The organism is Stenotrophomonas pavanii (assembly GCF_900101175.1).
GTDB classification, from domain to species: domain Bacteria; phylum Pseudomonadota; class Gammaproteobacteria; order Xanthomonadales; family Xanthomonadaceae; genus Stenotrophomonas; species Stenotrophomonas pavanii.
Map to the genome: position 1 here is coordinate 60,663 of NZ_FNFQ01000004.1, position 22,890 is coordinate 83,552.

The following is a 22,890-nucleotide window of genomic DNA, read 5'->3' on the forward strand; positions in this document are numbered from 1 at the left end:
GGAAAAGGGATCCGGCCCCGATTAGGCTGCGCGCATGACCCGCAACGTGCTCTTCCTCTGCAGCCAGAACCGCCTGCGCAGCCCCACCGCCGAGCAGGTATTCGCCGATTGGCCGGGCATCGAGACTGCCTCGGCCGGGTTGCTGGCCGAGGCCGAGGAAGTGCTCAGCCCTGAGCTGCTGCAGTGGGCCGATATCGTGTTCGTGATGGAGCGCGCCCACCGCAACCGGCTGTCCAGCCGCTACAAGGCATGGCTGAACGGCAAGCGGGTGATCTGCCTGGATATCCCGGACGACTACGATTACATGGACCCGGTGCTGGTGGAGCTGCTGAAGCGCAAGGTCACGCCATTCCTGCGTTGACGGGCTGTTATAGAGCCGAGCCGATGCTCGGCGGCGTCTGGCGCGAAAAGCAGCCGAGCATCGGCCCGGCTCTACAATAGGCGGCACTTCTTCCAGGAACGCCCCCATGACCGAACCCACGCTGCACGTCACCGTGACGTTGAATGCCAAGCTGCAACCCGAACATCGCCATGAACTGTTCGAGGATCCGCTTGACGCGTTGTTGCAGGCGGCCCAGGTGGGCGAGCTGACGGGCGGCGGCACTGCGATGTCCGATCTGGGTGAGGTCGAATACGGCGACATCGAAGTGGCGCTGGTCGATGCCGATGGCGTGCCGAAGCTGATCGACCTGCTGGAGCAGTTGGGTGCACCGAAGGGCTCGAAGATCCACGGCGCCGGCGAGGCCGACCGCAGCTTCGGCGTGACCGAGGGCCTGGGCATCTACCTGGACGGCCTGAACCTGCCGGACGACGTCTACGAGCAGTGCGATTCCAACCACGTGTTCGAGCAGCTGTCGGAGAGCATCGACGGCCTGGGCGAGATCTGCAGCTGGTGGCAGGGCCCGACCGAGACCGCGCTGTACATGTACGGCCAATCGTTCGAGGCGATGCGCGATGCGATCGCCGAATTCGTGGCCAGCTACCCGCTGTGTCAGAACGCGCGCATCGTGCAGATCGCCTGAGCGACGTTGTCGTAGAGCCGAGCCCATGCTCGGCTGCCTTTCCCGCCAGAAGCAGCCGAGCACGGGCTCGGCTCTACAGAGAAGGGCGGGCCGGGCCTGTCCCCCGGACCACGTGACGATGCGCACAGGCCGCTGCGCGACGCCGGATTGATCCTGCTCAAGGCGCCGCCTCCACATCCGGTGTGCAATGGTGTCGTTCCCATCTGGCAGACCGCCACGGAGCCCCACCATGTACAAGCGCATCCTGATTGCCACCGACGGGTCCGAGCTGGCCGACAAGGGCCTGGCGAAGGGCCTGGAGCTGGCCAAGGACCTCAACGCCGAGGTCGATATCGTCACTGTTTCCGAGCCGTGGGCGGTCGGCATGTACGACGCCATGGGCTGGAGCGTGGGTTACATGAACAGCCCCGAGTACAAGGCCGACCGCGAGGAAGGGGCGCAGAAGGTGCTGCAGCCGGCGCTGGCCAAGGCCGCCGAGCAGGGCATCACCGCCAACCCGGTACACGTGCTGGACCGCTACGCGGCCGACGGCATCATCGAGACCGCCGGCGAGCGCAACAGCGACCTGATCGTGATGACCTCGCACGGCCGCCGTGGCGTGACCCGTGTACTGCTGGGCAGCCAGACCGCAGAAGTGCTGGCGCGCAGCACGCTGCCGGTGCTGGTCATCCGCTGATCCATACCCGCTGATTCAAGCGTTCCCGGGGAGGGGACCCGACGCCGGCCGCAGGATGCGCGCCGGCGTTGTTTTTTGTGGGGGATCGGGGGCCGTGCCGACGGCCCCGAGGGGGTCAGAGCCCTTTCCTGTGGAAAGGGATCCGACCCCGGTCACAACCTCGGTCACCTCACCAGCTGTACAGCTTCCAGTAGACCGGCGACACGCCGTCCTTGTCGTTGTCCATGCGGCCGTCGCCGTTCTTGTCGTACATGTAGAACGGGGCACCGCGCGACGGGGTCACCTTGACCATGCGCAGCTGGCCGGACACACGGTATTCCTCGATGGTGTCACCGTTGTCCATGGTGCGCTTGGATACATCCGCGCCCTTGACGTCCACCGGGGGAGCACCCGCGCCACCCATGCTGGCGCAGCCAGCGAGCAGGAGCAGGGAAGCCAGCATCAGGGTCTTCATCGGCGGGGGCCTTTGCCTGGAAAGAGCCCTGATTATGCCCCATCGCGGTGTGCGCGCCGTGTCGCCGCGGTGCAGGCACGGGCGCGTAGAATCGGCCCATGAGCAGATTAGTCCTGATCGACGGGTCCAGTTACCTGTACCGCGCGTTCCACGCGCTGCCGCCCCTGTCCAATGCACAGGGTGAACCCACCGGCGCGCTGTTCGGCGTGGTCAACATGCTGCGTTCGACGCTGAAGGAGCGCCCGGCCTACGTCGCGTTCGTGGTCGACGCGCCGGGCAAGACCTTCCGTGACGACCTGTATGACCAGTACAAGGCCAACCGCCCGCCGATGCCCGATGAGCTGCGCAGCCAGGTCGAGCCGATGTGCCGCATCGTCGAAGCGCTGGGCATCAGCATCCTGCGCGTCCCCGGCGTGGAAGCCGATGATGTGATCGGCACGCTGGCCCTTCAGGGCCTGGCGCAGGACCTGAAGGTGACCATTTCCACCGGCGACAAGGACTTCGCCCAGCTGGTGCGCCCGGGCATCGAGCTGGTCAACACCATGACCGGCAGCCGCATGGATTCGGACGCGGCGGTGATGGAGAAGTTCGGCGTGCGCGCCGACCAGATCATCGACCTGCTGGCGCTGATGGGCGACGCGGTCGACAACGTGCCGGGCGTGGAGAAGTGCGGGCCGAAGACCGCCGCCAAGTGGCTGGCCGAGTACCAGCACCTGGACGGCGTGATGGCAGCCGCGCCGGCCATGAAGGGCAAGATCGGCGAGAACCTGCGCGCCGCGCTGGAGCGGCTGCCGCTGAACCGCGAGCTGGTGACCATCCGTACCGACGTGCAGCTGGACGCCAGCCCGACCACGCTGGCCCTGCGCGAGCAGGATGTGCCGGAGCTGACCGAGCTGTATACGCGCTATGGCTTCACCCAGGCGCTGAAGGAGCTGGGAGCGCCGGTGCCGGCACCGGTGGCCGCCAGCGAGGCGACCCCGAGCCTACGCGGCACTGCGGCCGGCTTCGCGCGTGGCAGCGTCGAGGCGCCCGCCGCCGGCACGCTGGATCCGGCACTGTCCGCACCGGGTGAATACGAGACCGTGCTGACCGCCGAGCAGCTGCAGGCCTGGGTCGAACGCCTGCAGCAGGCCGACCTGATCAGCTTCGATACCGAGACCGACGCGCTGGACGCGATGCGCGCCCGGCTGGTGGGCATCAGCCTGGCCGTCGAGCCGGGCAGGGCGGCGTACATTCCGGTCGGCCACGATTACCCGGGTGCGCCGGCCCAGCTGCCGATGCAGCAGGTGCTGGACGCACTGCGCCCGGCGCTGCAGGACCCGGCGAAAAAGAAGCTGGGCCAGCATGGCAAGTACGACCTGCATGTGCTGCGCCGCCACGGCGTGGCGGTGCAGGGCTACCACGATGACACCATGCTCGAGAGCTTCGTGCTCAATTCCACCGCCACCCGCCACGACATGGATTCGCTGGCCCTGCGTTACCTGGGCTACAGCACCATCAAGTTCGAGGACGTGGCCGGCAAGGGCGCCAAGCAGATCCCGTTCTCGCAGGTGGGCATCGACGAAGCCAGCCGCTACGCGGCCGAAGACGCCGACATCACCCTGCGTCTGCACCACGCATTGCAGCCGCAGCTGCTGGCCGAGCCGGCGCTGGACAGCGTGTACCGCAACATCGAGATGCCGCTGGTGCCGGTGCTGGCCAGCATTGAAGCCAATGGCGTGCGGATCGACACCGACGAACTTCGCCGGCAGAGCCAGGACCTGTCCTCGCGCATGCTGGCCGCGCAGCAGAAGGCCACCGAGCTGGCCGGGCGCAGCTTCAACCTGGATTCGCCCAAGCAGCTGCAGGCGGTGCTGTTCGACGAGCTGAAGCTGCCGGCGGTGGTGAAGACCCCGAAGGGCCAGCCCAGCACCAATGAAGAGGCGTTGGAGGCGATTGCCGACCAGCATGAGCTGCCGCGGGTGATCCTCGACTACCGCGGGCTGGCCAAGCTGCGCAGCACCTACACCGACAAGCTGCCGGAGATGGTCAACCCGGACACCGGCCGGGTGCATACCAGCTACCACCAGTCCGGTGCCGCCACCGGCCGCCTGTCCTCCTCGGACCCGAACCTGCAGAACATCCCGATCCGCACCGAGGACGGCCGCCGCATCCGCCGCGCGTTCGTGGCGCCGGAAGGCTTCCAGCTGCTGGCGGCCGACTATTCGCAGATCGAGCTGCGGATCATGGCCCACCTGTCCGAGGATCCGGGCCTGGTGCGCGCCTTCGAGCAGGGCGCCGACGTGCATCGTGCCACCGCCGCCGAGGTGTTCGGGCGCACGCTGGAGGAGGTGACCCCGAACGAGCGCCGCGCCGCCAAGGCGATCAACTTCGGCCTGATGTATGGCATGAGCGCGTTCGGCCTGGCCCGCAACCTGGGCATCGACCGTGGCCAGGCGCAGGACTACGTGGCCCTGTACTTCAGCCGCTACCCGGGCGTGCGCGACTTCATGGAGCGGATGCGCCAGCAGGCCCGTGACCAGGGCTACGTGGAAACCCTGTTCGGCCGCCGCCTGTACCTGAACGACATTCATGCCCGCAACCAGGGCCTGCGCGCCGGTGCCGAGCGCGCGGCGATCAACGCGCCGATGCAGGGCACCGCCGCCGACATCATCAAGCGCGCGATGGTGGATGTGGACCAGTGGCTGCGCGACAGCGGGGCACCGGCACGGATGATCCTGCAGGTGCACGATGAACTGGTGTTCGAAACCGAAAGCAGTTTCGTTGAAGACTTGCGTTTGCAGGTGGTGGAGCGCATGTCGCAAGCGGCCAAACTGCGAGTGCCGCTGGTGGTCGACACGGGCGTCGGCAACAACTGGGACGAAGCACACTGACGGTGTTTCAGGCCGAAAACGACGTGAATTTGTTCATGAGTCGGGTGTTTCTGACTCGACCATGAATGTTGCCCCGATTGAAATTCATTAAATGGGGCCCCTTCACGAACCGTTAGTGTTCGGAGTGCTTCTATAACTCCCGACAGGCGCAATGCCTGTTGTGGATCTCTCCCATCCCCTGGAGCAGATCTCGGAACGGGGACTCCTCCCCAAGTGCCCGTTCCCCGGCCCCGTTGACCTCCCCCTGGTCAGCGGGGCTTTTTATTTGTGCCGCCGGAACATCTCGACCCCGGGTGCTAGGCTGGGCCACCGTTCCGCAGGGGAAGACCATGCCCGACCTGTTCGCCCTGGCCATGCCGTGGTGGGAATTCATCCTGCGCGCGGTGGTGGTCTATGTCGTGGTGCTGGGCATGGTCCGGCTGGGCGGCAAGCGGGCTCTGGGGCAGATCACGCCCTTCGACGTGCTGCTGATCGTGCTGCTGGGCAACGCGGTGCAGAACGCGCTGCTGGGCACCGACACCTCGCTGGGCGGTGGCCTGCTGCTGGCGGCCACCCTGATCGTGCTGAACTATGGGGTGGGCTGGCTGACCACCCGCAATCGGCGCATGGAGCGGATGATCGAAGGAGAGCCCACCGTGATCGCGCGTGATGGCCGGCTGTTGGAGGGCGTTCTCCGCCGCGAACTGATCAGCCGTGCAGATTTCGACGCCGCGCTGCGCCAGCAGGGCGGGCTGCAGATCGAAGACGTACAGATCGCCCTGCTGGAGACGACCGGGCACATCACCATCATTGCCAGGAAGAGCGCCTGACCTTGTAGAGCCCTTGCTCGGCTGCCTTGCGCCCGGAGCCAGGCATGCGCCCGGCTCAACAGGTGCCTGGCCTCAGGGAGCGGCTTCGGCCTTCAGCGCCGGCCAGTTGCGCGTCGCGTCCACATCGCAGGCGACGTGGGTGCCCTTGCCCTCCTTCGCACAGGTCGCAGCCATGGCCTGCGGAATCTTCGGGTCCGCGGTATGCGCATACACCGCGGCCATTGCCAGGCAACCTTCGCGCACACCCGCGCTGCACAGCGTCTGGAAGTAGGGCAGCGATGCGGCCCATTGTTCGTTGTTGAACAGTGCCTCGCCGGCAACCTTGCAGCCCAGCAGCTTGCCATCGGTGCAGCAGGCCTTGGCGCCGTCCTTGCGGTCCAGGGTCGGGCAGTCCAGCGGCAGGGGGATCTCCACGAAGGCCACCGGCGGTGCGCAGCTGGCATTGCCTGAGCCCGGCTTGCGCTCGTAGTAGGCGAAGCGGTTGCCGCCGTCGACGCTGGCCAGGTTTCCGTTCTTCAGCGGCTGCAGTACGAAGTCGCTGCCGACGTCGCGATGGATGAGGATGCGACCGTCCTGCAGGCTCGCGCGCAGGCGCTGGTCGCGGCCCCCGGCTTCCACCAGGCCACCCTCGAGGAAGCGCAGCTGCGAGAGCACGCCGTACTCCGCTTCATAGCTCCCACAGGGCAGCGCGGAAGCCGGCACCGGGGCCAGTGCAGCGGCCGGTACCGAGGCCAGGCGGGCAAGCGCCTCGGCGCGGCCGCAGGCCACGCCCTCCGCGCGCTGGGCGCACGACAGCTGCAGCGCCTCGTGGGCCTGCGGCAGGCGCCCACCACTCCACAGCGCCTCGGCAACGTCGGCGCAGAACGTCTCGCCGTGCTGCTGCCGGCACAGTACGGCCAGCTCATCGAGCTGCGCGGATGGCAACGCAGGGTCGACCGAATGCTGCAGGCCGAGCACGGCCTTGCCCATCATCTCCGCGCCGATCACCTCGGCGATCGCCCTGCAGCCCTCGGCATTGAAGGAGGCGGAATCCTCCTTGCAGATCTCAGGCATCGGCGGCTCGGTACGTGCAGGCGCCGGGGCGGCCTCCTTGGCCTGCCGCTGGTAAGTCTCCAGCAGCCGCATGCAGGCCGCGCCCACGCCTTCGGCGCACCAGGCATGCAGCTTCAGCGGTTCGGCCTCCGGCAACGCCTCCAGGCACTCGGAGGTGTTCATCACGCAGCCGCCCTCGATGGGTTCCGGCATCGTCGTGCACGCGGCGGAACGCTCACGGGTGAACTCGCGATAGGGCGTGCTGATCGTGCGGTCGTTGTCCGAGAAGTACCAGTTTTCCAGTTGGCCCGTGGACAGGTTGCCGGTGCCGAGCACGTCCTCCTGGCGGGCGATGCGCAGTTGCTCGGTGGCCTGGTAGGGACCGGACAGGAAACCGTGGCCTTCGCTCTCGATGGTCAGCGTGGTGTTGCCGCTGCTGTCCTTGTAGGTGCCGCAGGCCATCGATTGCGCCGCGGCCGGCAGGCTGGCCGAGGCCAGCGCGAGCACCAGCAGGGCACGCCAGCCCGCGGCGCGGGGGCGGAAGGGAACAGCAACAGGCATGGGGTCATCCTTGAAGGAGGCAGAGCAGGGCCTGTCCGGTGCAGGGCGCACCACAGGCGCGAGAAGGCGCCACGCGTCAGGCGCGGCGCCGGAAGATCAGAGCCAGTCGCGTGGCACCAGGTAGTCGGCCAGGCGCGATTCGGCACTGCCGGGTTCAGGCGAGAAGCCGTACTCCCAGCGCACCCGCGGCGGCAGGCTCATCAGGATGCTTTCGCTGCGGCCGCCGCTCTGCAGCCCGAACAGGGTACCGCGGTCATAGACCAGGTTGAATTCCACGTAGCGGCCGCGGCGGTACAGCTGGAACTCGCGTTCGCGCTCGCCATAGAGGGTGTCCTTGCGCTGCTGCACGATCGGCAGGTACGCATCAAGGAAGCCATCGCCGACCGCACGCAGATAAGCGAAATCGCGCTCGAAGTCGCCGTGCAGGTCATCGAAGAACAGGCCGCCGACGCCGCGCGTTTCATTGCGGTGGCGCAGGAAGAAGTATTCGTCGCACCAGCGCTTGTGCGCGGCATAGCGTTCTTCGCCGAACGGCGTGCACAGGTCGCGTGCGACCCGGTGCCAATGCTGCACGTCCTCGTCGAACGGGTAGAACGGGGTCAGGTCGAAGCCGCCGCCGAACCAGCTGGCCACGACTTCGCCGTCGCGCTGCGCCTGGAAGAAGCGCACGTTGGCATGGGTGGTCGGCACGTAGGGATTGAGTGGGTGGAACACCAGCGACACGCCGGTGGCGCGCCAGGAGGCGCCGGCCAGTTCCGGGCGGTTGGCCGAGGCCGACGGCGGCAGGCGGCTGCCGGCCACGTCGGAGAAGCCGATGCCGGCCTGTTCGAACACCGCGCCGTCGCGCAGCACGCGGGTACGCCCGCCACCGCCCTCGGCACGCTGCCACAGGTCTTCCTGGAAGCGGGCCCGGCCATCGACGGCCTCGATCGCCGCACAGATGCGGTCCTGCAGCTCGGTGAGGTAGGCGCGCACGCGCTCGAATTCGTTCATGGCGCTACTTTACCGCAGGGCCCGGGCAACGCTGCGGACAGGCGCTGGCAGGCTCAGCGCTTGCGGTTGGAAGCACGCGGCGCCGGAGTGTCGCCCGCGGCGGCACCGTCCACCGCCTCCTGCAGGACGCGACCCAGCTCCAGGGCGCTCCAGTTTCCGGTGTCCAGCACGTCGCAGGCGACGTGGCGCCCGCTGCGGTCGGCAGTGCACAGCCGCTCCAGCGTCGCGTGGGCATCCACGTCGCCGCTGTGACCCTGCGCCGCGACCAGGTTCTCGCAGCCCTCGCGGACACCGGCACGGCACACGGTGGCGTAGTGCTCTGCGGCCTGTCGCCACTGGCCGGACAGGGCAAGGCGGTTACCGAGGATGTTGCAGCCCTGCAGCTTGCCCTCCGCGCAGCACGCTTCGGCACCGCCGCTGGCCAGTGCCTGCGGGCAGTCCCGTGGCAGCGGCAGCACCGTGTAGTGTTTCGGCGGGCTGCAGGTGCTCGCGCCCTCGCCGGTCGGCACGAATACCTGGAAGCGGGTCCACGTGTCCAGGCCCAGCAGCTGCCCCCCGGGCAACGGGCGCAGCACGAAGTCACCGCCCTTGTCGTGGCGGATGCGGATGTCGCCGTCTTCGACACGGGCACGCAGCTGGCTGTCCCAGCCGATGCCGACCCGTCCCGCATCGCCGAAGTCCAGCGTGTCCATCAGGCCACCCTCGGCGTGGAAGTTGCCACAGGGCAGTGCCGTTGCCGGCTGCGGCCGCAACGAGGTGCCCAGCGCCTGCAACGCAGGCAGGCGCTCACAGGCGGCGCTGTCATTGCCGGGCGCGCACGCTACGGCCAGTGCCTGCACCGCCTGCAAGTGATCTCCGGACTCCCACGAGAGCTCGGCCACGCGGCTGCAGAAGCCGCCATGGCTGACCTGCTGGCACAACTGCAACAGCTGCTGGCGCTGCACGGCTGGCATCACCACCGGCGTGGATGGTGACAGCACGGAGCTCACGGCTTCGACCATCGCCGCGCCCATCGCGGCCTTGACGATCTGCTCCTGCAGCGCCGGATCCGCTTCCAGCGCCGCTGCACAGGCCGGTGTTTCGTTGCTGAAGCCGCCATCCCGGCACGGCGCAGGCAGTGCGATGCCGGCCAGTGCGGTATCGAGGATGGCCTGTTGTTGCGCCTCATCCGGCGTGGCCGGCGCCCTGGCCTCGTCATGCCAGCGATCGGCCAGCTGCAGGCACATGCCCGGCACGCCTTCCCGGCACGCCGCTTCCAGCGCGGTCGGAGTCGCCTCGTGGCGGTTGTCCAGGCAGGTCGCTGCATCGGCCAGGCAGCTGCCCGCAGCCGGCGTGGCGGCTGCGGCGCACTGTGCAGGCGCCTGCAGGTTGTAGATCGTGCCGTCCACCTCGAGCGTGCGGCCACGGTCGCGCACCTGCAGCGCGCTGGGCAGGCCGTATTCCAGATTGACCAGTTGCAGCTTCCCTTCGATCTGCTGGAACGCGACCGGCGTGGGTGCGCTGCCGAAGTGCTTCTGCTCGCCACGGTTGGATGAGCTGACGCGCAGCGTGCTGCTGCCTTCGTCGGCCTTGAACAGGCCACATTGCGGCGACTGTGCGGCGGCGGCTACCGGCGCGGCGAGCAGCAACGCCCAGGCCATCCAGTGGCGGTACGGCGTGAGTGAGCGCATTGTGCGCATGTCGTCTCCTTGACGATCAAAGGAAGAACGCCGGGCGGTGCCGGGGACCCGCGCACGCCGGGTGGGAGTCAGCGGAAGCGCGAGCGCACATCCGGTCGCAGCAGGCGCCAGGCCAGCCAGCCCTGCAGGCCGAGAAGCACGAACGACATGCCGACCACGGTCAGCGTGATCAGCCAGCGTTTCAGCTGCAGCTCCTGCAGCAGGGCCGGGTCATCGGCCAGCAGCGGAATGAAGTCGCCCATGAACAGGTCCAGCCACCAGGCGGCCGCGAAGTTGGTCAAGCCACTCAGCAGCAGCAGTACCACGAAGCTCCACAGGCCCCAGCGACGTTCACGCAGCAGGCCCCAACTGGACACGGTCGAGGCCAGGCACAACAGCGCGACGACCATCGATGCGGCGACCGGGTGCGCCAGCAGCCAGATCAGGCTGTGCAGCTGCTGGTGCTGCACTTCGCTTTCCACCAGGCGCCACAGCGCGAGGTTGTGCAGCGGCCACAGCACCAGTCCCTGCAGCACGAAGTAGACCGTCAGCAGCAGTGACAGCCAGAACGAGGCCTGTGCCACCGGGCGCACCCAGGCGTGATAGGCCGGGGACGGCGGCGAGGGGATCGACGGGATCGACATTGACATCCGATGTCCTTGCAGTCGGCGCCCGCCTGCTCAGCGGGCCGTCACCCGGGTGGCGACCGCCGGCAGGATATGGTGTTCGCTCAAGGGTGCCAAGGGCAGGCCATGCGGCGGCTGCAGCGGCACCCAGGCCAGTTCGGCGATCTCGGCGCGTGCCTGCGGCGTGCCGTGCACCTGCACCCACCACGCCTGGGCCTGCACGCGATGGCCGGGCTCGTTCACCGCCCAGTCCTCGAACGTGCCCAGCGCGATGGCGGCATCGGCGCACAGTTGTACGCCCAGCTCTTCGTCCAGCTCGCGGGCCAGCGCCTGCAGCGGTGCTTCGCCGGGTTCGGGCTTGCCACCGGGCTGGATGAAGCGGCGGGCACCGTGCTTGCGCACCAGCAGCGCCCGGCCGCGGTCATCCAGGATGACCGCGGCCACGATCCGGATCGTGGCCGCGGTGTTGCTCACTTCAGGTTCTGCTCGAACAGCTTGAGGATGCGCTTGTACTGGTCCAGCCAGGAATCGGCGCGCACGTAGCCGTGGCGTTCCAGCGGGTACGGTGCGATCGACCAGTTGTCCTTGTGCAGCTCGATCAGGCGCTGGGTCAGGTTCACCGAATCCTGGAAGAACACGTTGTCATCCATCATGCCGTGGGCGATCAGCAGGTTGTCCTGCAGGTTCTGCGCGTACTCGATCGGCGAGGACACACGGTACGCCTCCGGGTCGATGTCCGGCGTGTTGAGGATGTTGCTGGTGTAGCCGTGGTTGTAGTTGTGCCAGTCGACCACCGGGCGCAGCGCGGCGCCGGCCTTGAAGGTGCCCGGCGCACGGAACAGCGCCATGAAGGTCATGAAACCGCCGTAGGAGCCACCGTAGATACCGGCGTGGTCACGGTCACCCTGCTGGGTGTCGACCAGCCAGTCCAGGCCGTCCTTGTAGTCCTCCAGTTCCGGGTGGCCCATGTTGCGGTAGATGGCCGTGCGCCAGTCGCGGCCGTAGCCCTCGCTGCCGCGGTAGTCCATGTCCAGCACGATGTAGCCCTTCTGCACCAGCAGGTTGTGGAACATCTGCTCGCGGAAGTAGGCCGGGTAGCGCTGGTGCACGTTCTGCAGGTAGCCGGCGCCGTGCACGAACATCACGATCGGGTACTTCTTCCCCGGTTCCTTGTTTTCCGGCTCGTAGTACTTGGCCCAGACCACGCCGGCACCGTGCTTGGACGGTACCGCGACCAGCTTCGGCTGGATCCACTGGCGTGCCTTGTAGTCGGCGGTGCGGGTGTCGGTCAGCACGCGTGCCTGGCCACCGGCACTGGGCAACACCGCCAGCTGCGGCGGCAGGTAGGCACCGGAGTAACGCACCAGCAGCTGCTGGCCGTCCGGCGACAGCGAGAAATCCTCCACGCCGTTGAGGCTGGTCAGCTCGCGCACCTGGCGGCTGCCGGTGTCGACCGCGCAGACTTCGTAGTCATGCGGCGCCTGCTGGTTGCACAGGAAGTAGAAGCCCTTGCCATCGGCCGACGGCACCGGCGCCGAGGTTTCCCACTTGCCGCTGGTCAGCGCCTGCGGCTTGGCGGTGCCGGCCTGGGTGTACAGGTGCGAGAAGCCCGATTCCTCGGACAGCAGCCACAGCGTGCGGCCATCGGCCATCCAGCCGAAATCGTTGAAGCCCCAGTTGATCCAGGCGTTGTCGGTCAGGCGGTGGCGGTTCTGCACGCGGCCGTCGGCGGCATTGACGCTGATGATCCAGCGGTCCTTGTTGTCGTTGGCACGCAGCATCACGGCGGCCTGCTGGCCATCGGCGCTCCAGCGGATGCCACCGCCCATGAAGTCGCTCATCACCTGCACGCTGCGCTCGCCCTTCAGCGCGTCCTTGCCGGCCTTGCGGCGCAGTTCGGCCAGCGGGTCGGTGCTGATGCCCGGCAGGCTGGCCAGCGAGAGCTTTTCGGCCTTGCCGGTGCGCACGTCCACGTACCACAGGGTGTGCGGTTCGAAGCCGTTGCGGCCGACGCGGGTGCGGGTGTCCTCGGTTTCCTCGTAGCCCGATTCGGTCACGTACAGCGGCATCTTGCTGGTGCGGCCGTCGTCGAAGTCCTTCGGCTTGGTCACCACGATCAGGTGGGTCAGGTCCGGCGACAGCACGCTGTCACCGATCTCGACGTCGGCACCCAGGTAGACCGGGCCCGGTGCGCGGGTCGGGTCGGCCTGGCGCCAGCGCTGGTCCTGGTCCTTCAATGCCTCGCGCTGCTCGCGGTCGCGGCGCAGGGTTTCCAGCGTGCGCAGCTGCTGGTCGCGCAGCACGTCGGCCTTCGGCGGCGTGCGCGGGTCCTTCTCGGCCTTCAGGCTGGCCACCTGCTGCACGCCGCTGGCGGCGGTCCAGTGGAACCAGTTCTGGCCGACGCGCCAGATCACGCCGTTGTCGGCGGCAAAGTTGACGTTGCCCGCGCGCTCGTTGCTGCGGGTGAGCTGGGTCAGCGCGCCGCTGCGCAGGTCGCGCACGAACACATCGCCATTGCGCACGAAGGCGCTGCGGCTGCGGCTGCGGTCGTAGACCGGCTCGGCCACGTCCAGGGTGCCGCGCTGGTCATCAGCCACCTGCGCGGCCACGCCGCCGGCCACCGGCTGGCGGAAGGTATCGCGTACCGGGCTGCCGTTGCGCTTGAGCTGATACTCCACCTGCTGGCTGTTCCACGACCACCAGGCCTTCTCGACCGGCGGACCGATCCAGTCCGGGTCGGCCATCGCCTGTTCAATGGTGATCGGCGTCGGCGCGGCATGCGCGGCCGGTGCGGCCAGCACGGCCGACAGCAGGAGGGACAGGGGCAGCACTCGGGACATGGGCGGACGGCACCAGAAGAGGAAACCGGGCAAGCGTAGCAGCCGCAAGGGCCGGGGGCAGGGGCCACAGGTCATGGCAGCGGGATTGGCAAAGTAGTGCAACCGCTGGCCGGCCTCGCGCATCCATTCTCCTGAACCCGCATCATCCACCGAACAGGAGCCCGACCATGCAGGAACTGATCCCGATCACCCTCTTCATCTGCATCGCCTACGCGATCCACGCCGTTGCCGATGCGCGCGCGCGCAGCAAGCTGGTGGCCCCGCACGTGCCGGAGGAAGTGATCCGCTCGCTGGCCGTGCTGGAAGAAGAGCGCCGCCGCCAGGGCGCGCTTCGCTGGGGCATCAGCCTGGTCTGCCTGGCCATGGCCATGGCCCTGCTGGAAGCCATCGGTGCCCGTGACCTGACCTTTGGCGCCGCCGCCGCGCTGGTCGGCAGTGCCGGCCTGGGCCAGCTGCTGGCCTGGCACTTCACCCGTCCCGCCGCACGCAAGGGCTGAGCCAGGACATGCCACGGGCACAGGGGGCGCCCCGCGCATGAGCCTGCTCGGCGAAGCGCTGTCGGCACTGCGGGGCCGTCGCCGCGAGGATACGGCGGCGACGGCGGCACCCGCCGAACCGCTGGATGGGGACCATGCCCTGGTGCGGGCCATCATCGATGGCTCGCAGGCGGCCTTCGCGCAGCTGGTGGAGACCCACCAGCGCACCTGCGCGCATGTGATCGGACGCATGGTGGGCGACCGCGACCAGGTCGCCGACCTGCTGCAGGAAACCTTCCTTGCGGTGTTCCGCCAGCTGCACCGGTTTCGTTTTGAATCCTCGCTGCGCACCTGGGTTTCCCGGGTCGCCTACACCACTGCATTGCAGCATCTGCGCCGGCGGCGGCTGGAGGCGCAATGGATGGTGGCGGTGGAGGTGCCGGAGGAACTGGGGATCGGCGATGAAGGCCCCGGGCCCGCCGAGTTGAGCGAGGCCCTGCAGGCCGGGCGCCAGCTTGGCGCGGCACTGGAACGGCTGAGCGCGCCGCAGCGCCTGATCGTCGGCCTGCATTACCTGGAGGATTTCGATCTGGCCGAGATCGAACAGGTGACCGGGCTGGCACGCGGTACCATCAAGAGCCACCTGCACCGCGCGCGACAGGTCCTGAAGCAGGAACTGACGCGGCATGCCACCGCCGGAGAGCTGCTGTGAACCCACCGACCGACCCTCGCGATGCGGAAGCGCGCGCGCTGGCACAGGCGTTGCGTGAGCAGGCGCAGCAGGAAGCAACGCCGGATGTGAGCGAGGCGCTGCAGAAGCGCATTGCCGCTGAGTCACGCGACAGTGGTGTGGTCTATGTGGTGGTGCAGGTGCTGTTGTTTGGCGCGCTGTTGGCTGCAGCGGCCTGGTATTTCTGGCACTGAGGCACCCGCCGGGTGATGGGCCGCTCCAATCGCTGCTGGTAGATGCCGATCTTGGTCGGCGTTTGGGTGTGTGTGCCAACCAAGGTTGGCAGCTACCAAAGCGCTTAATCCGTAGTGCCGGGCCATGCCCGGCGGCCTTCACGCAGCCCTGCGACAAAGTGAAGCAGCGCGTCACCCGGTCGCATCCCACCTTAACGAAATCCTCCTAAAGTGGTCCGGTATCCCACCGGTCGCAGGCAGGAGGCGTCCCTTGGACGCGTTGTTGTTGTCCCGGATCCAGTTCGGATTCGTCATCAGTTTCCACGTGCTGTTCCCCGCCTTCACCATCGGTACGGCCAGCTGGCTGGCCTTCATCGAATGGCGCTGGCTGCGCACGAAGTTGCCCGTGTGGCGCGAGCTGTATTTCTTCTGGCAGAAGATCTTCGCGGTGTCGTTCGGCATGGGCGTGGTCAGCGGCATCGTCATGGCGTTCCAGTTCGGCACCAACTGGCCGCGGCTGAGCGAGGTGGCCGGTACGGTCATCGGCCCGCTGCTGACCTACGAGGTGCTGACCGCGTTCTTCCTGGAAGCCAGCTTCCTCGGCGTGATGATGTTCGGCTGGGGCCGGGTTTCGCCGCGCCTGCATTTCCTGTCCACCTGCATGGTGGCGCTGGGCACGCTGTTCTCCACGTTCTGGATCCTGTCGTCCAACAGCTGGCTGCATACGCCGGCCGGCTACGAGATGGTCAACGGCATCGTGCATCCGGTGGACTGGTGGCAGGTGGTGTTCAACCCCTCGTTCCCCTACCGCCTGGCGCACATGGCGCTGGGTTCGTTCATCACCACCTGTTTCGTGATCGGTGGCGTGGGTGCGTGGTACCTGCGCAGGGGCACGCACGTGGAAGCGGGCCGGCGCATGCTGATCGCCGCCGTGGCATTCGCCGCGCTGACCGTGCCGGTGCAGATCTTCGTCGGCGACATGCATGGCCTGAACACGCTCAAGCACCAGCCGATGAAGATCGCGGCGGTGGAAGCGCACTGGCATGAAACCCGGGAAGGCGAGGGCGTACCGCTGGTGGTGTTCGCGCTGCCCAACGAGAAGGAAGAGCGCAACGATTTCGAGGTGGCCATCCCGAAGCTGGGCAGCGTGATCCTCACCCATTCGCTGGACGGCACCTTCGATCCGCTGACCTCGGTACCGGCCAGCGAGCGGCCGCCGGTGACGCCGGTGTTCTTCGCCTTCCGCATCATGGTCGGGCTGGGCACGCTGATGCTGCTGCTGGCCTGGGTATCGGCGTTCCAGCTGTGGCGGAACAGGCTGCTCGATTCACCGTGGCTGCTGCGCGGCTGGAACTGGATGCTGCCCAGCGGCTTCATCGCGCTGCTGTCCGGCTGGTTCGTCACCGAGATGGGCCGACAGCCGTGGGTGGTCTATGGCCTGCTGCGCACCGCCGATGCGGTCGGCCCGCAGAGCGCGTGGATGACGGCGTTGTCGCTGGGCGTGTACGTGGTTGGCTATGCCTTCGTGTTCGGCTGGGGCATCTGGTACCTGGTGAAGATCCTGCGCCACGGGCCGCAGCCGTATGCCGAGGGGCCGTCGCTGGACCATGGCAGCCACACCCCGGCACGCCCGCTGTCGGCGGCCGACGAACCGCTGGAGGAGCGCTGACATGGACCTGATGACCTGGCTGCCGGTGGCGTGGTTCGCGGTGATCGGCTTCGGCGTGCTGATGTATGTGGTGCTGGATGGCTTCGTGCTCGGCATCGGCATCCTGGCCCCGTTCGCCGAGGACGAGGAGCAGCTGGACCTGATGATGAACACCGCCGCGCCGATCTGGGACGGCAACGAGACCTGGCTGGTACTGGGCGGCGCCGGGCTGCTGGCGGCGTTCCCGAAGGCCTACGCGGTGCTGTTGTCGGCGTTGTACCTGCCGGTGCTGCTGCTGGTGGTGGCGCTGGTGTTCCGCGGCGTGGCGTTCGAGTTCCGCTTCAAGGCACACCGGTCGCGCCGGCTGTGGAGCGTGGCGTTCGGCCTCGGCTCGCTGTTGGCGACCTTTGCCCAGGGCGTGATCCTGGGCACCCTGGTGCAGGGCATCCCGCTGGTGGACGGTGCCTACCAGGGCGGCGCGTTCGCCTGGTTCAGCCCGTTCGCGATGCTGACCGGTGCTGCGCTGGTGGCCGGCTATGCGCTGCTGGGCAGCACCTGGCTGATCCTGAAGACCGAAGGGCGCGTACAGGCGCTGGCGCGGCAGATGACCCGCCCGCTGGTGGTGGCGGTGATCGCGGCGATGGGGCTGGTCAGCAGTTGGCTGCCGTTCCTCGATTCGCGGCTGATGGCGCGCTGGTTCAGCGACGGCAACTTCTGGTGGCTGTCGCCGGTGCCGCTCCTGACCCTGGCGGTGGCCGCCGCGCTGTGGCGCAGCGCGACCCATCCGTGCCGCGACCTGCCGCCGTTCCTGCTCAGCCTGGCCCTGTTCGTGCTCGGTTTCCTTGGCCTGGTACTGGGCATGTGGCCGTACCTGCTGCCGCCGTCGATGACCCTGTGGCAGGCCGCCGCGCCGGCCTCCTCGCTGGGCTTCACCCTGGTCGGGCTGGTCATTCTGCTGCCGGTCATCCTCGGCTATACGGCGTGGTCGTACCGGGTGTTCCGCGGCAAGGTGCACGCCGATACCGGCTACCACTGATGGATTGAAAGCGGGGCCCGCCGGTGCCGGGCCCCGTGTTGGGGAATGTGAAACCTGCACACCCCGGGCAGGACGTGCTAGCGTGCGCTCCTTTCCGGCAGCCAGGGGGGCAGCCGGCGACGTCCTGGACGGACGCACGGCTGCAGGAATGGGGGGCCGCCGCGCGTCGCCGTAATGGCTCGTGCCTATCGTTCTCCCATTGAAGCACCGTCGCTAAATGATCGAATTCTCCATCGTCGACTGGGCCGCCTGGGCGCCCGGCCTGAGCGAGCGTAGCCAGTGGTTGGGCTGGGCCGGTGCGCCATACCTGCCGCAGGGCGAAGACACGCCGGCGCTGGCCGAGATCCCGGCGATGCAGCGCCGCCGCATCGAGCGGCTGGGCCGGATGGCGATCCAGACCGCCTGCTGGTGCGAGGATGGGCAGGGCGCGGACAGCCAGGTCCCATTGGTGTTCGCCAGCCGCCACGGTGACGTGGCCCGTTCGATGGACCTGCTGGGGGCGCTGGCCAGCGATCAGCCTTTGTCCCCGACCGGGTTCGGCCTGTCGGTGCACAACGCGATCGCTGCCCTGTACTCGATCGCCCGCGGCCACCGCGGCAACTACCTGGCGCTGGCCGCTGGACAGGCCACGGTCGAGGCCGCCTGCCTGGAGGCCGCCGGTCTGCTGGCCGACGGTGCCCGCGAGGTGCGGGTGGTCGTCTACGAGTCGCCCCTTCCCGAGATTTACGCGACGTTCGCTGACGAACCCGACCCGTTCTTTGCCTGGTGCTGGCGATTGACGGCACCGACAGCGGGTCAGCCGGTGCTCTCGCTGCAGTGGGACGCGGCGCCGGCCACGGCCGACACCGCCCCGGGCACGCTGCCGCACGCGTTGGACCTGCACCGCTTCCTGCTGTCCGGCGCGCCGGCGCTGGAACATGTGGCCCAGGGCCAGCGCTGGCGCTGGGGACGCCGTGGCTGAGGCGCTGCGCCGCCTCGATCACGCCTGGCGGGTGCTCGGCACCGGCCTGAGCTTTGCCGCGTTCGGCGTTGGCGGCCTGCTGCTGGGCGTGCTGGTGATGCCGGTGCTGCTGCTGATGCGCGACCCGGTGGTCCGCCGCCGCCGCGCCCGCCGCGTGGTCCAGGTCGCCTTTGCCAGCCACCTGCGCCTGATGCGTGCGCTGGGGGTGATGACCTACCAGATCGAGGGCGGTGAGCGCCTGCAGCGCGACGGCCTGCTGGTGCTGGCCAATCATCCGACCCTGATCGATGTGGTCTGCCTGATCTCGCTGCTGCCCAACGCCGACTGTGTGGTGAAGCGGGCCGTGGCCTGCAACCCGTTCATGCGCGGCCCGGTGCGGGCGGCCGGCTACATCGCCAACGACGACGGGGCGGGCCTGGTCGATGACTGCGTGGCCGCGGTGCATGCGGGCGGCACCCTGGTGATCTTCCCGGAGGGCACCCGCAGCGTGCCGGGCCAGCCGCCGCGGCTGCAGCGCGGGGCCGCCAACATCGCCGTCCGTGGCCGGCTGGACATCACCCCGGTGCGGATCACCTGCACCCCGCCCACGTTGACCAAGGGGCAGAAGTGGTATCGTGTACCCTCACGTCGCTTTCACGTTCGGCTGCAGATCGGCGAAGATATCCCGATCGCGCCCTTCCTGGCCGATGACGACTCGCCAAGGGGGGATGCCTTGGCAGCACGCCGCGTCACCGAGCACCTTTCTCGTTATTTCGACCTGTCTGGAGATCCGCCCCGTGCAAGCACTTGAGCACGAGATCAAGGAATTGATCATTTCCTCCCTTTCGCTGGAGGACATCACGCCGGAGGACATCGATCCGACCGCGCCGCTGTTCGTCGAGGGCCTCGGCCTGGATTCGATCGACGCGCTGGAGCTGGGCCTGGCACTGCAGAAGAAGTACGGTGTCAGCCTGTCGGCCGATTCGGAAGAAACCCGTCGCCATTTCTCCAGCGTGCGCGCGCTCGGCGAGTTCGTCGCCGCCCGCCAGTCGTAACGGCGCCAGGAATTGCCATGACCAAGAATGAACTGTTCGAACGCATCGTCAGCATCCTGACCGACAGCTTCGAGATCGACGCCGCCCGGATCACCCCCGAGGCGCGCCTGTATGACGACCTGGACATCGACAGCATCGATGCGGTCGACCTGATCGTGCAGCTCAAGCCCCTGCTCGGCCGCAACCTGCAGCCGGAAGCGTTCAAGGCCGTGCGCACCGTGCAGGACATCGTTGATGTCGTGCATGGACTGCTGCCGGACCAGGCAGCCGCCTGACCGCAGCGCCGGCGGCTTCGCCATGGCTCGCGCACGTACCGTCGTGGTGGCAGCGATCTCGCTCGCCTACCCGCTGCTGGTGTACCTGGCGATGGGCCGCTTCGAGCCGCGCTGGCTGTCGCTGCTGCTGTTCACCCTGGCGCTGCTGCGTGCGCTGACCACGCGCCAGCCATTGTGGTGGGCCGCCGCCGCCGGTGCTGGCCTGCTGGCCGTGCTGGCCACCGTGCTCAACCAGGCCCTGCCGCTGAAGCTGTACCCGGTGCTGGTCAATGCGGTGATGCTGGCGGTGTTCGGCACCAGCCTCCGCTTCGGGCCGCCGCTGGTGGAGCGCCTGGCGCGGCTTCAGGAGCCGGACCTGCCCCCGTTCGCGGTGGCCTATACCCGCCGCGTCACCCAGGTGTGGTGCGGCTTCTTCGTTCTCAACGGCAGCCTGGCCCTGCTGACCGCGCTGTACGCGTCGGACCGGGCCTGGATGCTCTACAACGGATTGTTGGCGTACGTGATGATGGGTGTGTTGTTCGCAGGGGAGTGGCTGGTGCGGCGGCGGGTGAAGGCGGCGCACGCGCATGGCTGAGTGGATTGCCCTGGACCGGCTGCTGCTGGAGGCCCGGCCGCAGCGCAGCGTCGGCCTCTGCAATGGCGAGGTGATCGATCATGCCGGCTTCCGCCAGCGCGTGCTGGCCTGGCGCGCCGCCTTTGCGGCGGCCGAAGGCCGCGACTGGGCCCTGTACTTCGATGACGCCGTGGCCTTTGCCGCGGCGCTGTTCGGTGCCTGGCATGCCGGCAAGCGGGTGTTCCTGGCCGCCGACAACCTGCCGGCCACGCTGCAGGCGTTGCAGCCGCAGGTCAGCGGTTTCGCCGGTGATGTCTGTGCCGATTACCGCCCGCTGGCCGCACCGGATGCTGTGCTGGACGACGGGCTGCAGGCGCTGGACGAGCGCGCCTGCGAGCTGTGCGTGTTCACCTCCGGCAGCACCGGCCAGCCCAGTGCGATCGGCAAGCGGCTGGACCAGCTGGCGCGCGAGGTGGAGGCGCTGCAGGCCGCGTTCGGCGCGCAGATGGAGGGTGTGCAGGTCCATGGCACGGTCTCCCACCAGCACATCTACGGGCTGTTGTTCCGCGTGCTGTGGCCACTGGCCACCGGCCGCCTGATCCATCCGCGCCGGTTCTTCCACGAAGACCTGGTCGGCGCGCTGGCCGGTACCGACACGGTGCTGGTGGCAACGCCGGCCCACCTCAAGCGCCTGCCCGAGCAGCTCGACTGGGCCAGCCTGCACGGCCGCCTGCGCGCGGTGTTCTCCTCCGGTGGCCCACTGCCGGAAGAAGCGGCACGACAGGTGCGGCAGTGGCTGGGCGTGGCCCCGACCGAGGTCTACGGCAGCAGCGAGACCGGCGGCATCGCCTGGCGCCGCTGGGACACCGACCTGCCGCCGTGGCAGCCGTTGCCGGGCGTGCAGTGGCGGATCGACGACGGCTGCCTGGCGGTGGCCTCGGCGCATCTGGACACCCCTGACTGGTGGCGCACCCAGGACCGTGTTGAAGCCCTGGCCGACGGCCGCTTCCGCCTGTTGGGCCGGGCCGACCGCATCGTCAAGATCGAGGAACGCCGGGTATCGCTGGATGCGCTGGAACGCGCGCTGCGCGAGGACGCCGAGGTGGATGACGCGCGTGTACTGGTCCTGCCGGGCCATCGCGAGCAGCTGGCCGCCGTGGTGGTGCCGGCCGACCCGGCGCTGCTGGAGGGCGGTGACGCTGCGCGGCGGGCGCTGGGCCAGCGCCTGGGCGCACGCCTGGCCAACGCGCATGACGCGGTGACCCGGCCGCGCCGCTGGCGGCTGGTGCAGGCGCTGCCGATCAATGCGCAGGGCAAGGTGACCCAGGCCGCGCTGGCGGCGCTGTTCCAGCCGTTGATGCCGGTGCCGGCGTGGGACCGCCGCGATGCCGCCAGCGCCACCCTGCGCATGACCCTGGACCCGGCGCTGCGGCCGTTCCAGGGCCACTTCCCACAGGCGGCAATCCTGCCCGGCGTGGCGCAGCTGGACTGGGCGGTGCGCTTCGCCCGGCAGGCGTTCGTGATGCCGGCCGCGTTCGTGCGCATGGATGCGGTGAAATTCCAGCATGTTGCCCGCCCCGGTGACGAGTTGACCCTGCAGCTGGACTGGGATGCCGCACGCAACGTGCTGGCCTTCCGCTACACCTCCAGCCACGGTGTGCATGCCAGCGGCAGGGTGGTTTTCGCTGATGCGGACTGATCCGGCCGTTGCCGGTGCCGCATTCGCGCCACTGGTGGTGATTCCCGTCTACGACCACGAGCACGCCATCGCGGCGGTGGTCGATGGCGTGCAGGCCGCGGGGCTGCCCTGCCTGCTGGTCGACGATGGTTCGCACGATAGGTGCGCGGCGGTGCTGCGCGCGCTGGCACAGCGCCAGGGCGTCGACCTGCTGCGCCTGGACATCAACCAGGGCAAGGGCGGGGCGATGCTGGCCGGTTTTGCCGAGGCCGGCGCGCGTGGCTACAGCCACGTGCTGCAGATCGATGCCGACGGCCAGCACGATACCGCTGACCTGCCACGCTTCATCGAAGCCGCGCGCGCCCATCCCGAGGCGGTGATCTGCGGCATTCCGGCTTACGACGCCAGTGTTCCCAAGGCGCGCCTGTATGGCCGCTACGCCACCCACATCTGGGTCTGGATCAACACGCTGTCGCTGCACCTGCGCGACACCATGTGCGGTTTCCGCGTGTATCCGCTGCCGCCGGTGCTGCGCCTGATCGGTGAGGAGACCATCGGCCGGCGCATGGATTTCGATACCGAAATAATGGTGCGCCTGTACTGGCGCCGGTTGCCGGTCGAGCACCTGGCCACGCGGGTGACCTATCCGTCCGATGGCGTGTCGCACTTCGATGTGTGGCGCGACAACGTGCGCATCAGCCGCATGCATACCCGCCTGTTCTTCGGCATGCTCTGGCGTGCGCCGCGCCTGCTGTGGCGCCGCCTGCGGGGGCAGCGCTGAG

24 protein-coding genes are annotated in these 22,890 nt (G+C 68.4%); 17 read left to right on the forward strand and 7 right to left on the reverse strand.

The window, feature by feature from the left end; translation table 11 throughout:
- Positions 1–34: 34 nt before the first annotated feature.
- The 3 genes from BLS66_RS08845 to BLS66_RS08855 all read left to right on the forward strand — a co-directional run bounded on the left by BLS66_RS08845 (position 35) and on the right by BLS66_RS08855 (position 1,698).
- The gene (locus tag BLS66_RS08845; RefSeq protein ID WP_057494035.1) at positions 35–361 is read left to right on the forward strand and encodes a low molecular weight protein tyrosine phosphatase family protein; all 327 of its coding nucleotides are present in this window, start codon (positions 35–37) and stop codon (positions 359–361) included.
- Between the two features lie 106 nt (positions 362–467).
- The gene (locus BLS66_RS08850) at positions 468–1,022 is read left to right on the forward strand and encodes a thioredoxin domain-containing protein (RefSeq protein ID WP_074725668.1); all 555 of its coding nucleotides are present in this window, start codon (positions 468–470) and stop codon (positions 1,020–1,022) included.
- 229 nt (positions 1,023–1,251) lie between these two features.
- Complete coding sequence (locus BLS66_RS08855; RefSeq protein ID WP_005411629.1) at positions 1,252–1,698, forward strand: universal stress protein; 447 nt, start codon at positions 1,252–1,254, stop codon at positions 1,696–1,698.
- Between the two features lie 169 nt (positions 1,699–1,867).
- Here the strand turns inward: BLS66_RS08855 and BLS66_RS08860 are convergent, their stop codons facing one another.
- Positions 1,868–2,152: a DUF2782 domain-containing protein gene (locus tag BLS66_RS08860; RefSeq protein ID WP_014038952.1), complete on the reverse strand. Its 285-nt coding sequence runs from the start codon at positions 2,150–2,152 to the stop codon at positions 1,868–1,870.
- Positions 2,153–2,250: 98 nt separating this feature from the next.
- Here BLS66_RS08860 and polA point away from each other — a divergent pair, with 98 nt between their 5' ends.
- Positions 2,251–5,025, forward strand: a complete 2,775-nt coding sequence (gene polA, locus BLS66_RS08865; protein ID WP_049471156.1) for a DNA polymerase I — start codon at positions 2,251–2,253, stop codon at positions 5,023–5,025.
- A gap of 329 nt (positions 5,026–5,354) precedes the next feature.
- Positions 5,355–5,834, forward strand: coding sequence for a DUF421 domain-containing protein (locus BLS66_RS08870; protein WP_057494038.1), 480 nt, complete (start codon positions 5,355–5,357; stop codon positions 5,832–5,834).
- 72 nt (positions 5,835–5,906) lie between these two features.
- Here the strand turns inward: BLS66_RS08870 and BLS66_RS08875 are convergent, their stop codons facing one another.
- From BLS66_RS08875 to BLS66_RS08900, 6 genes are all read right to left on the reverse strand, one after another.
- Positions 5,907–7,427, reverse strand: coding sequence for a hypothetical protein (locus tag BLS66_RS08875; RefSeq protein ID WP_074725669.1), 1,521 nt, complete (start codon positions 7,425–7,427; stop codon positions 5,907–5,909).
- A gap of 96 nt (positions 7,428–7,523) precedes the next feature.
- A complete protein-coding gene (hemF, locus tag BLS66_RS08880; RefSeq protein ID WP_057494040.1) occupies positions 7,524–8,420 on the reverse strand; it encodes an oxygen-dependent coproporphyrinogen oxidase in 897 nt (298 codons plus the stop codon).
- A 53-nt stretch (positions 8,421–8,473) separates the two neighbouring features.
- Entirely contained in the window at positions 8,474–10,090 is a 1,617-nt protein-coding gene (locus BLS66_RS08885; RefSeq protein ID WP_074725670.1) for a hypothetical protein, read from the reverse strand.
- Between the two features lie 77 nt (positions 10,091–10,167).
- Positions 10,168–10,728: a hypothetical protein gene (locus BLS66_RS08890; RefSeq protein ID WP_053461665.1), complete on the reverse strand. Its 561-nt coding sequence runs from the start codon at positions 10,726–10,728 to the stop codon at positions 10,168–10,170.
- Between the two features lie 30 nt (positions 10,729–10,758).
- Positions 10,759–11,178 carry an NUDIX hydrolase gene (locus BLS66_RS08895; RefSeq protein ID WP_049471166.1) on the reverse strand — a complete coding sequence of 140 codons (420 nt, stop codon included), beginning with the start codon at positions 11,176–11,178 and terminating at the stop codon, positions 10,759–10,761.
- The gene (locus BLS66_RS08900) at positions 11,175–13,544 is read right to left on the reverse strand and encodes a S9 family peptidase (RefSeq protein ID WP_074725671.1); all 2,370 of its coding nucleotides are present in this window, start codon (positions 13,542–13,544) and stop codon (positions 11,175–11,177) included. The genes BLS66_RS08895 and BLS66_RS08900 overlap by 4 nt, the downstream gene beginning before the upstream one ends.
- A 167-nt stretch (positions 13,545–13,711) precedes the next feature.
- Between BLS66_RS08900 and BLS66_RS08905 the strand changes: the two genes are divergently transcribed.
- From BLS66_RS08905 to BLS66_RS08960, 12 genes are all read left to right on the forward strand, one after another.
- Positions 13,712–14,041 (forward strand): hypothetical protein, encoded by a 330-nt coding sequence (locus BLS66_RS08905; protein ID WP_074725672.1) that lies wholly within the window; start codon positions 13,712–13,714, stop codon positions 14,039–14,041.
- 37 nt (positions 14,042–14,078) lie between these two features.
- Positions 14,079–14,732, forward strand: coding sequence for an RNA polymerase sigma factor (locus tag BLS66_RS08910; RefSeq protein WP_074725673.1), 654 nt, complete (start codon positions 14,079–14,081; stop codon positions 14,730–14,732).
- Positions 14,729–14,944 (forward strand): hypothetical protein, encoded by a 216-nt coding sequence (locus BLS66_RS08915; RefSeq protein ID WP_057494046.1) that lies wholly within the window; start codon positions 14,729–14,731, stop codon positions 14,942–14,944. Before BLS66_RS08910 ends, BLS66_RS08915 begins: the two co-directional genes overlap by 4 nt.
- Before the next feature lie 250 nt (positions 14,945–15,194).
- Positions 15,195–16,592 carry a cytochrome ubiquinol oxidase subunit I gene (locus BLS66_RS08920; RefSeq protein ID WP_074725674.1) on the forward strand — a complete coding sequence of 466 codons (1,398 nt, stop codon included), beginning with the start codon at positions 15,195–15,197 and terminating at the stop codon, positions 16,590–16,592.
- A 1-nt stretch (position 16,593) separates the two neighbouring features.
- Positions 16,594–17,607 carry a cytochrome d ubiquinol oxidase subunit II gene (cydB, locus tag BLS66_RS08925; RefSeq protein ID WP_074725675.1) on the forward strand — a complete coding sequence of 338 codons (1,014 nt, stop codon included), beginning with the start codon at positions 16,594–16,596 and terminating at the stop codon, positions 17,605–17,607.
- Between the two features lie 217 nt (positions 17,608–17,824).
- On the forward strand, positions 17,825–18,568 hold the full coding sequence (locus tag BLS66_RS08930; RefSeq protein WP_057494048.1) for a beta-ketoacyl synthase chain length factor: 744 nt from the start codon (positions 17,825–17,827) through the stop codon (positions 18,566–18,568).
- Positions 18,561–19,358 (forward strand): lysophospholipid acyltransferase family protein, encoded by a 798-nt coding sequence (locus BLS66_RS08935; RefSeq protein ID WP_049416042.1) that lies wholly within the window; start codon positions 18,561–18,563, stop codon positions 19,356–19,358. Before BLS66_RS08930 ends, BLS66_RS08935 begins: the two co-directional genes overlap by 8 nt.
- Positions 19,345–19,602 (forward strand): phosphopantetheine-binding protein, encoded by a 258-nt coding sequence (locus BLS66_RS08940; RefSeq protein WP_005411610.1) that lies wholly within the window; start codon positions 19,345–19,347, stop codon positions 19,600–19,602. Before BLS66_RS08935 ends, BLS66_RS08940 begins: the two co-directional genes overlap by 14 nt.
- A 17-nt stretch (positions 19,603–19,619) precedes the next feature.
- The gene (locus tag BLS66_RS08945; RefSeq protein ID WP_049471185.1) at positions 19,620–19,877 is read left to right on the forward strand and encodes an acyl carrier protein; all 258 of its coding nucleotides are present in this window, start codon (positions 19,620–19,622) and stop codon (positions 19,875–19,877) included.
- A gap of 22 nt (positions 19,878–19,899) precedes the next feature.
- The gene (locus BLS66_RS08950) at positions 19,900–20,451 is read left to right on the forward strand and encodes a COG4648 family protein (protein WP_049471213.1); all 552 of its coding nucleotides are present in this window, start codon (positions 19,900–19,902) and stop codon (positions 20,449–20,451) included.
- A complete protein-coding gene (locus tag BLS66_RS08955) occupies positions 20,444–22,129 on the forward strand; it encodes an ApeI family dehydratase (protein WP_074725676.1) in 1,686 nt (561 codons plus the stop codon). The genes BLS66_RS08950 and BLS66_RS08955 overlap by 8 nt, the downstream gene beginning before the upstream one ends.
- A complete protein-coding gene (locus tag BLS66_RS08960) occupies positions 22,119–22,889 on the forward strand; it encodes a glycosyltransferase family 2 protein (protein ID WP_057494050.1) in 771 nt (256 codons plus the stop codon). Before BLS66_RS08955 ends, BLS66_RS08960 begins: the two co-directional genes overlap by 11 nt.
- Position 22,890 lies beyond the last annotated feature (1 nt).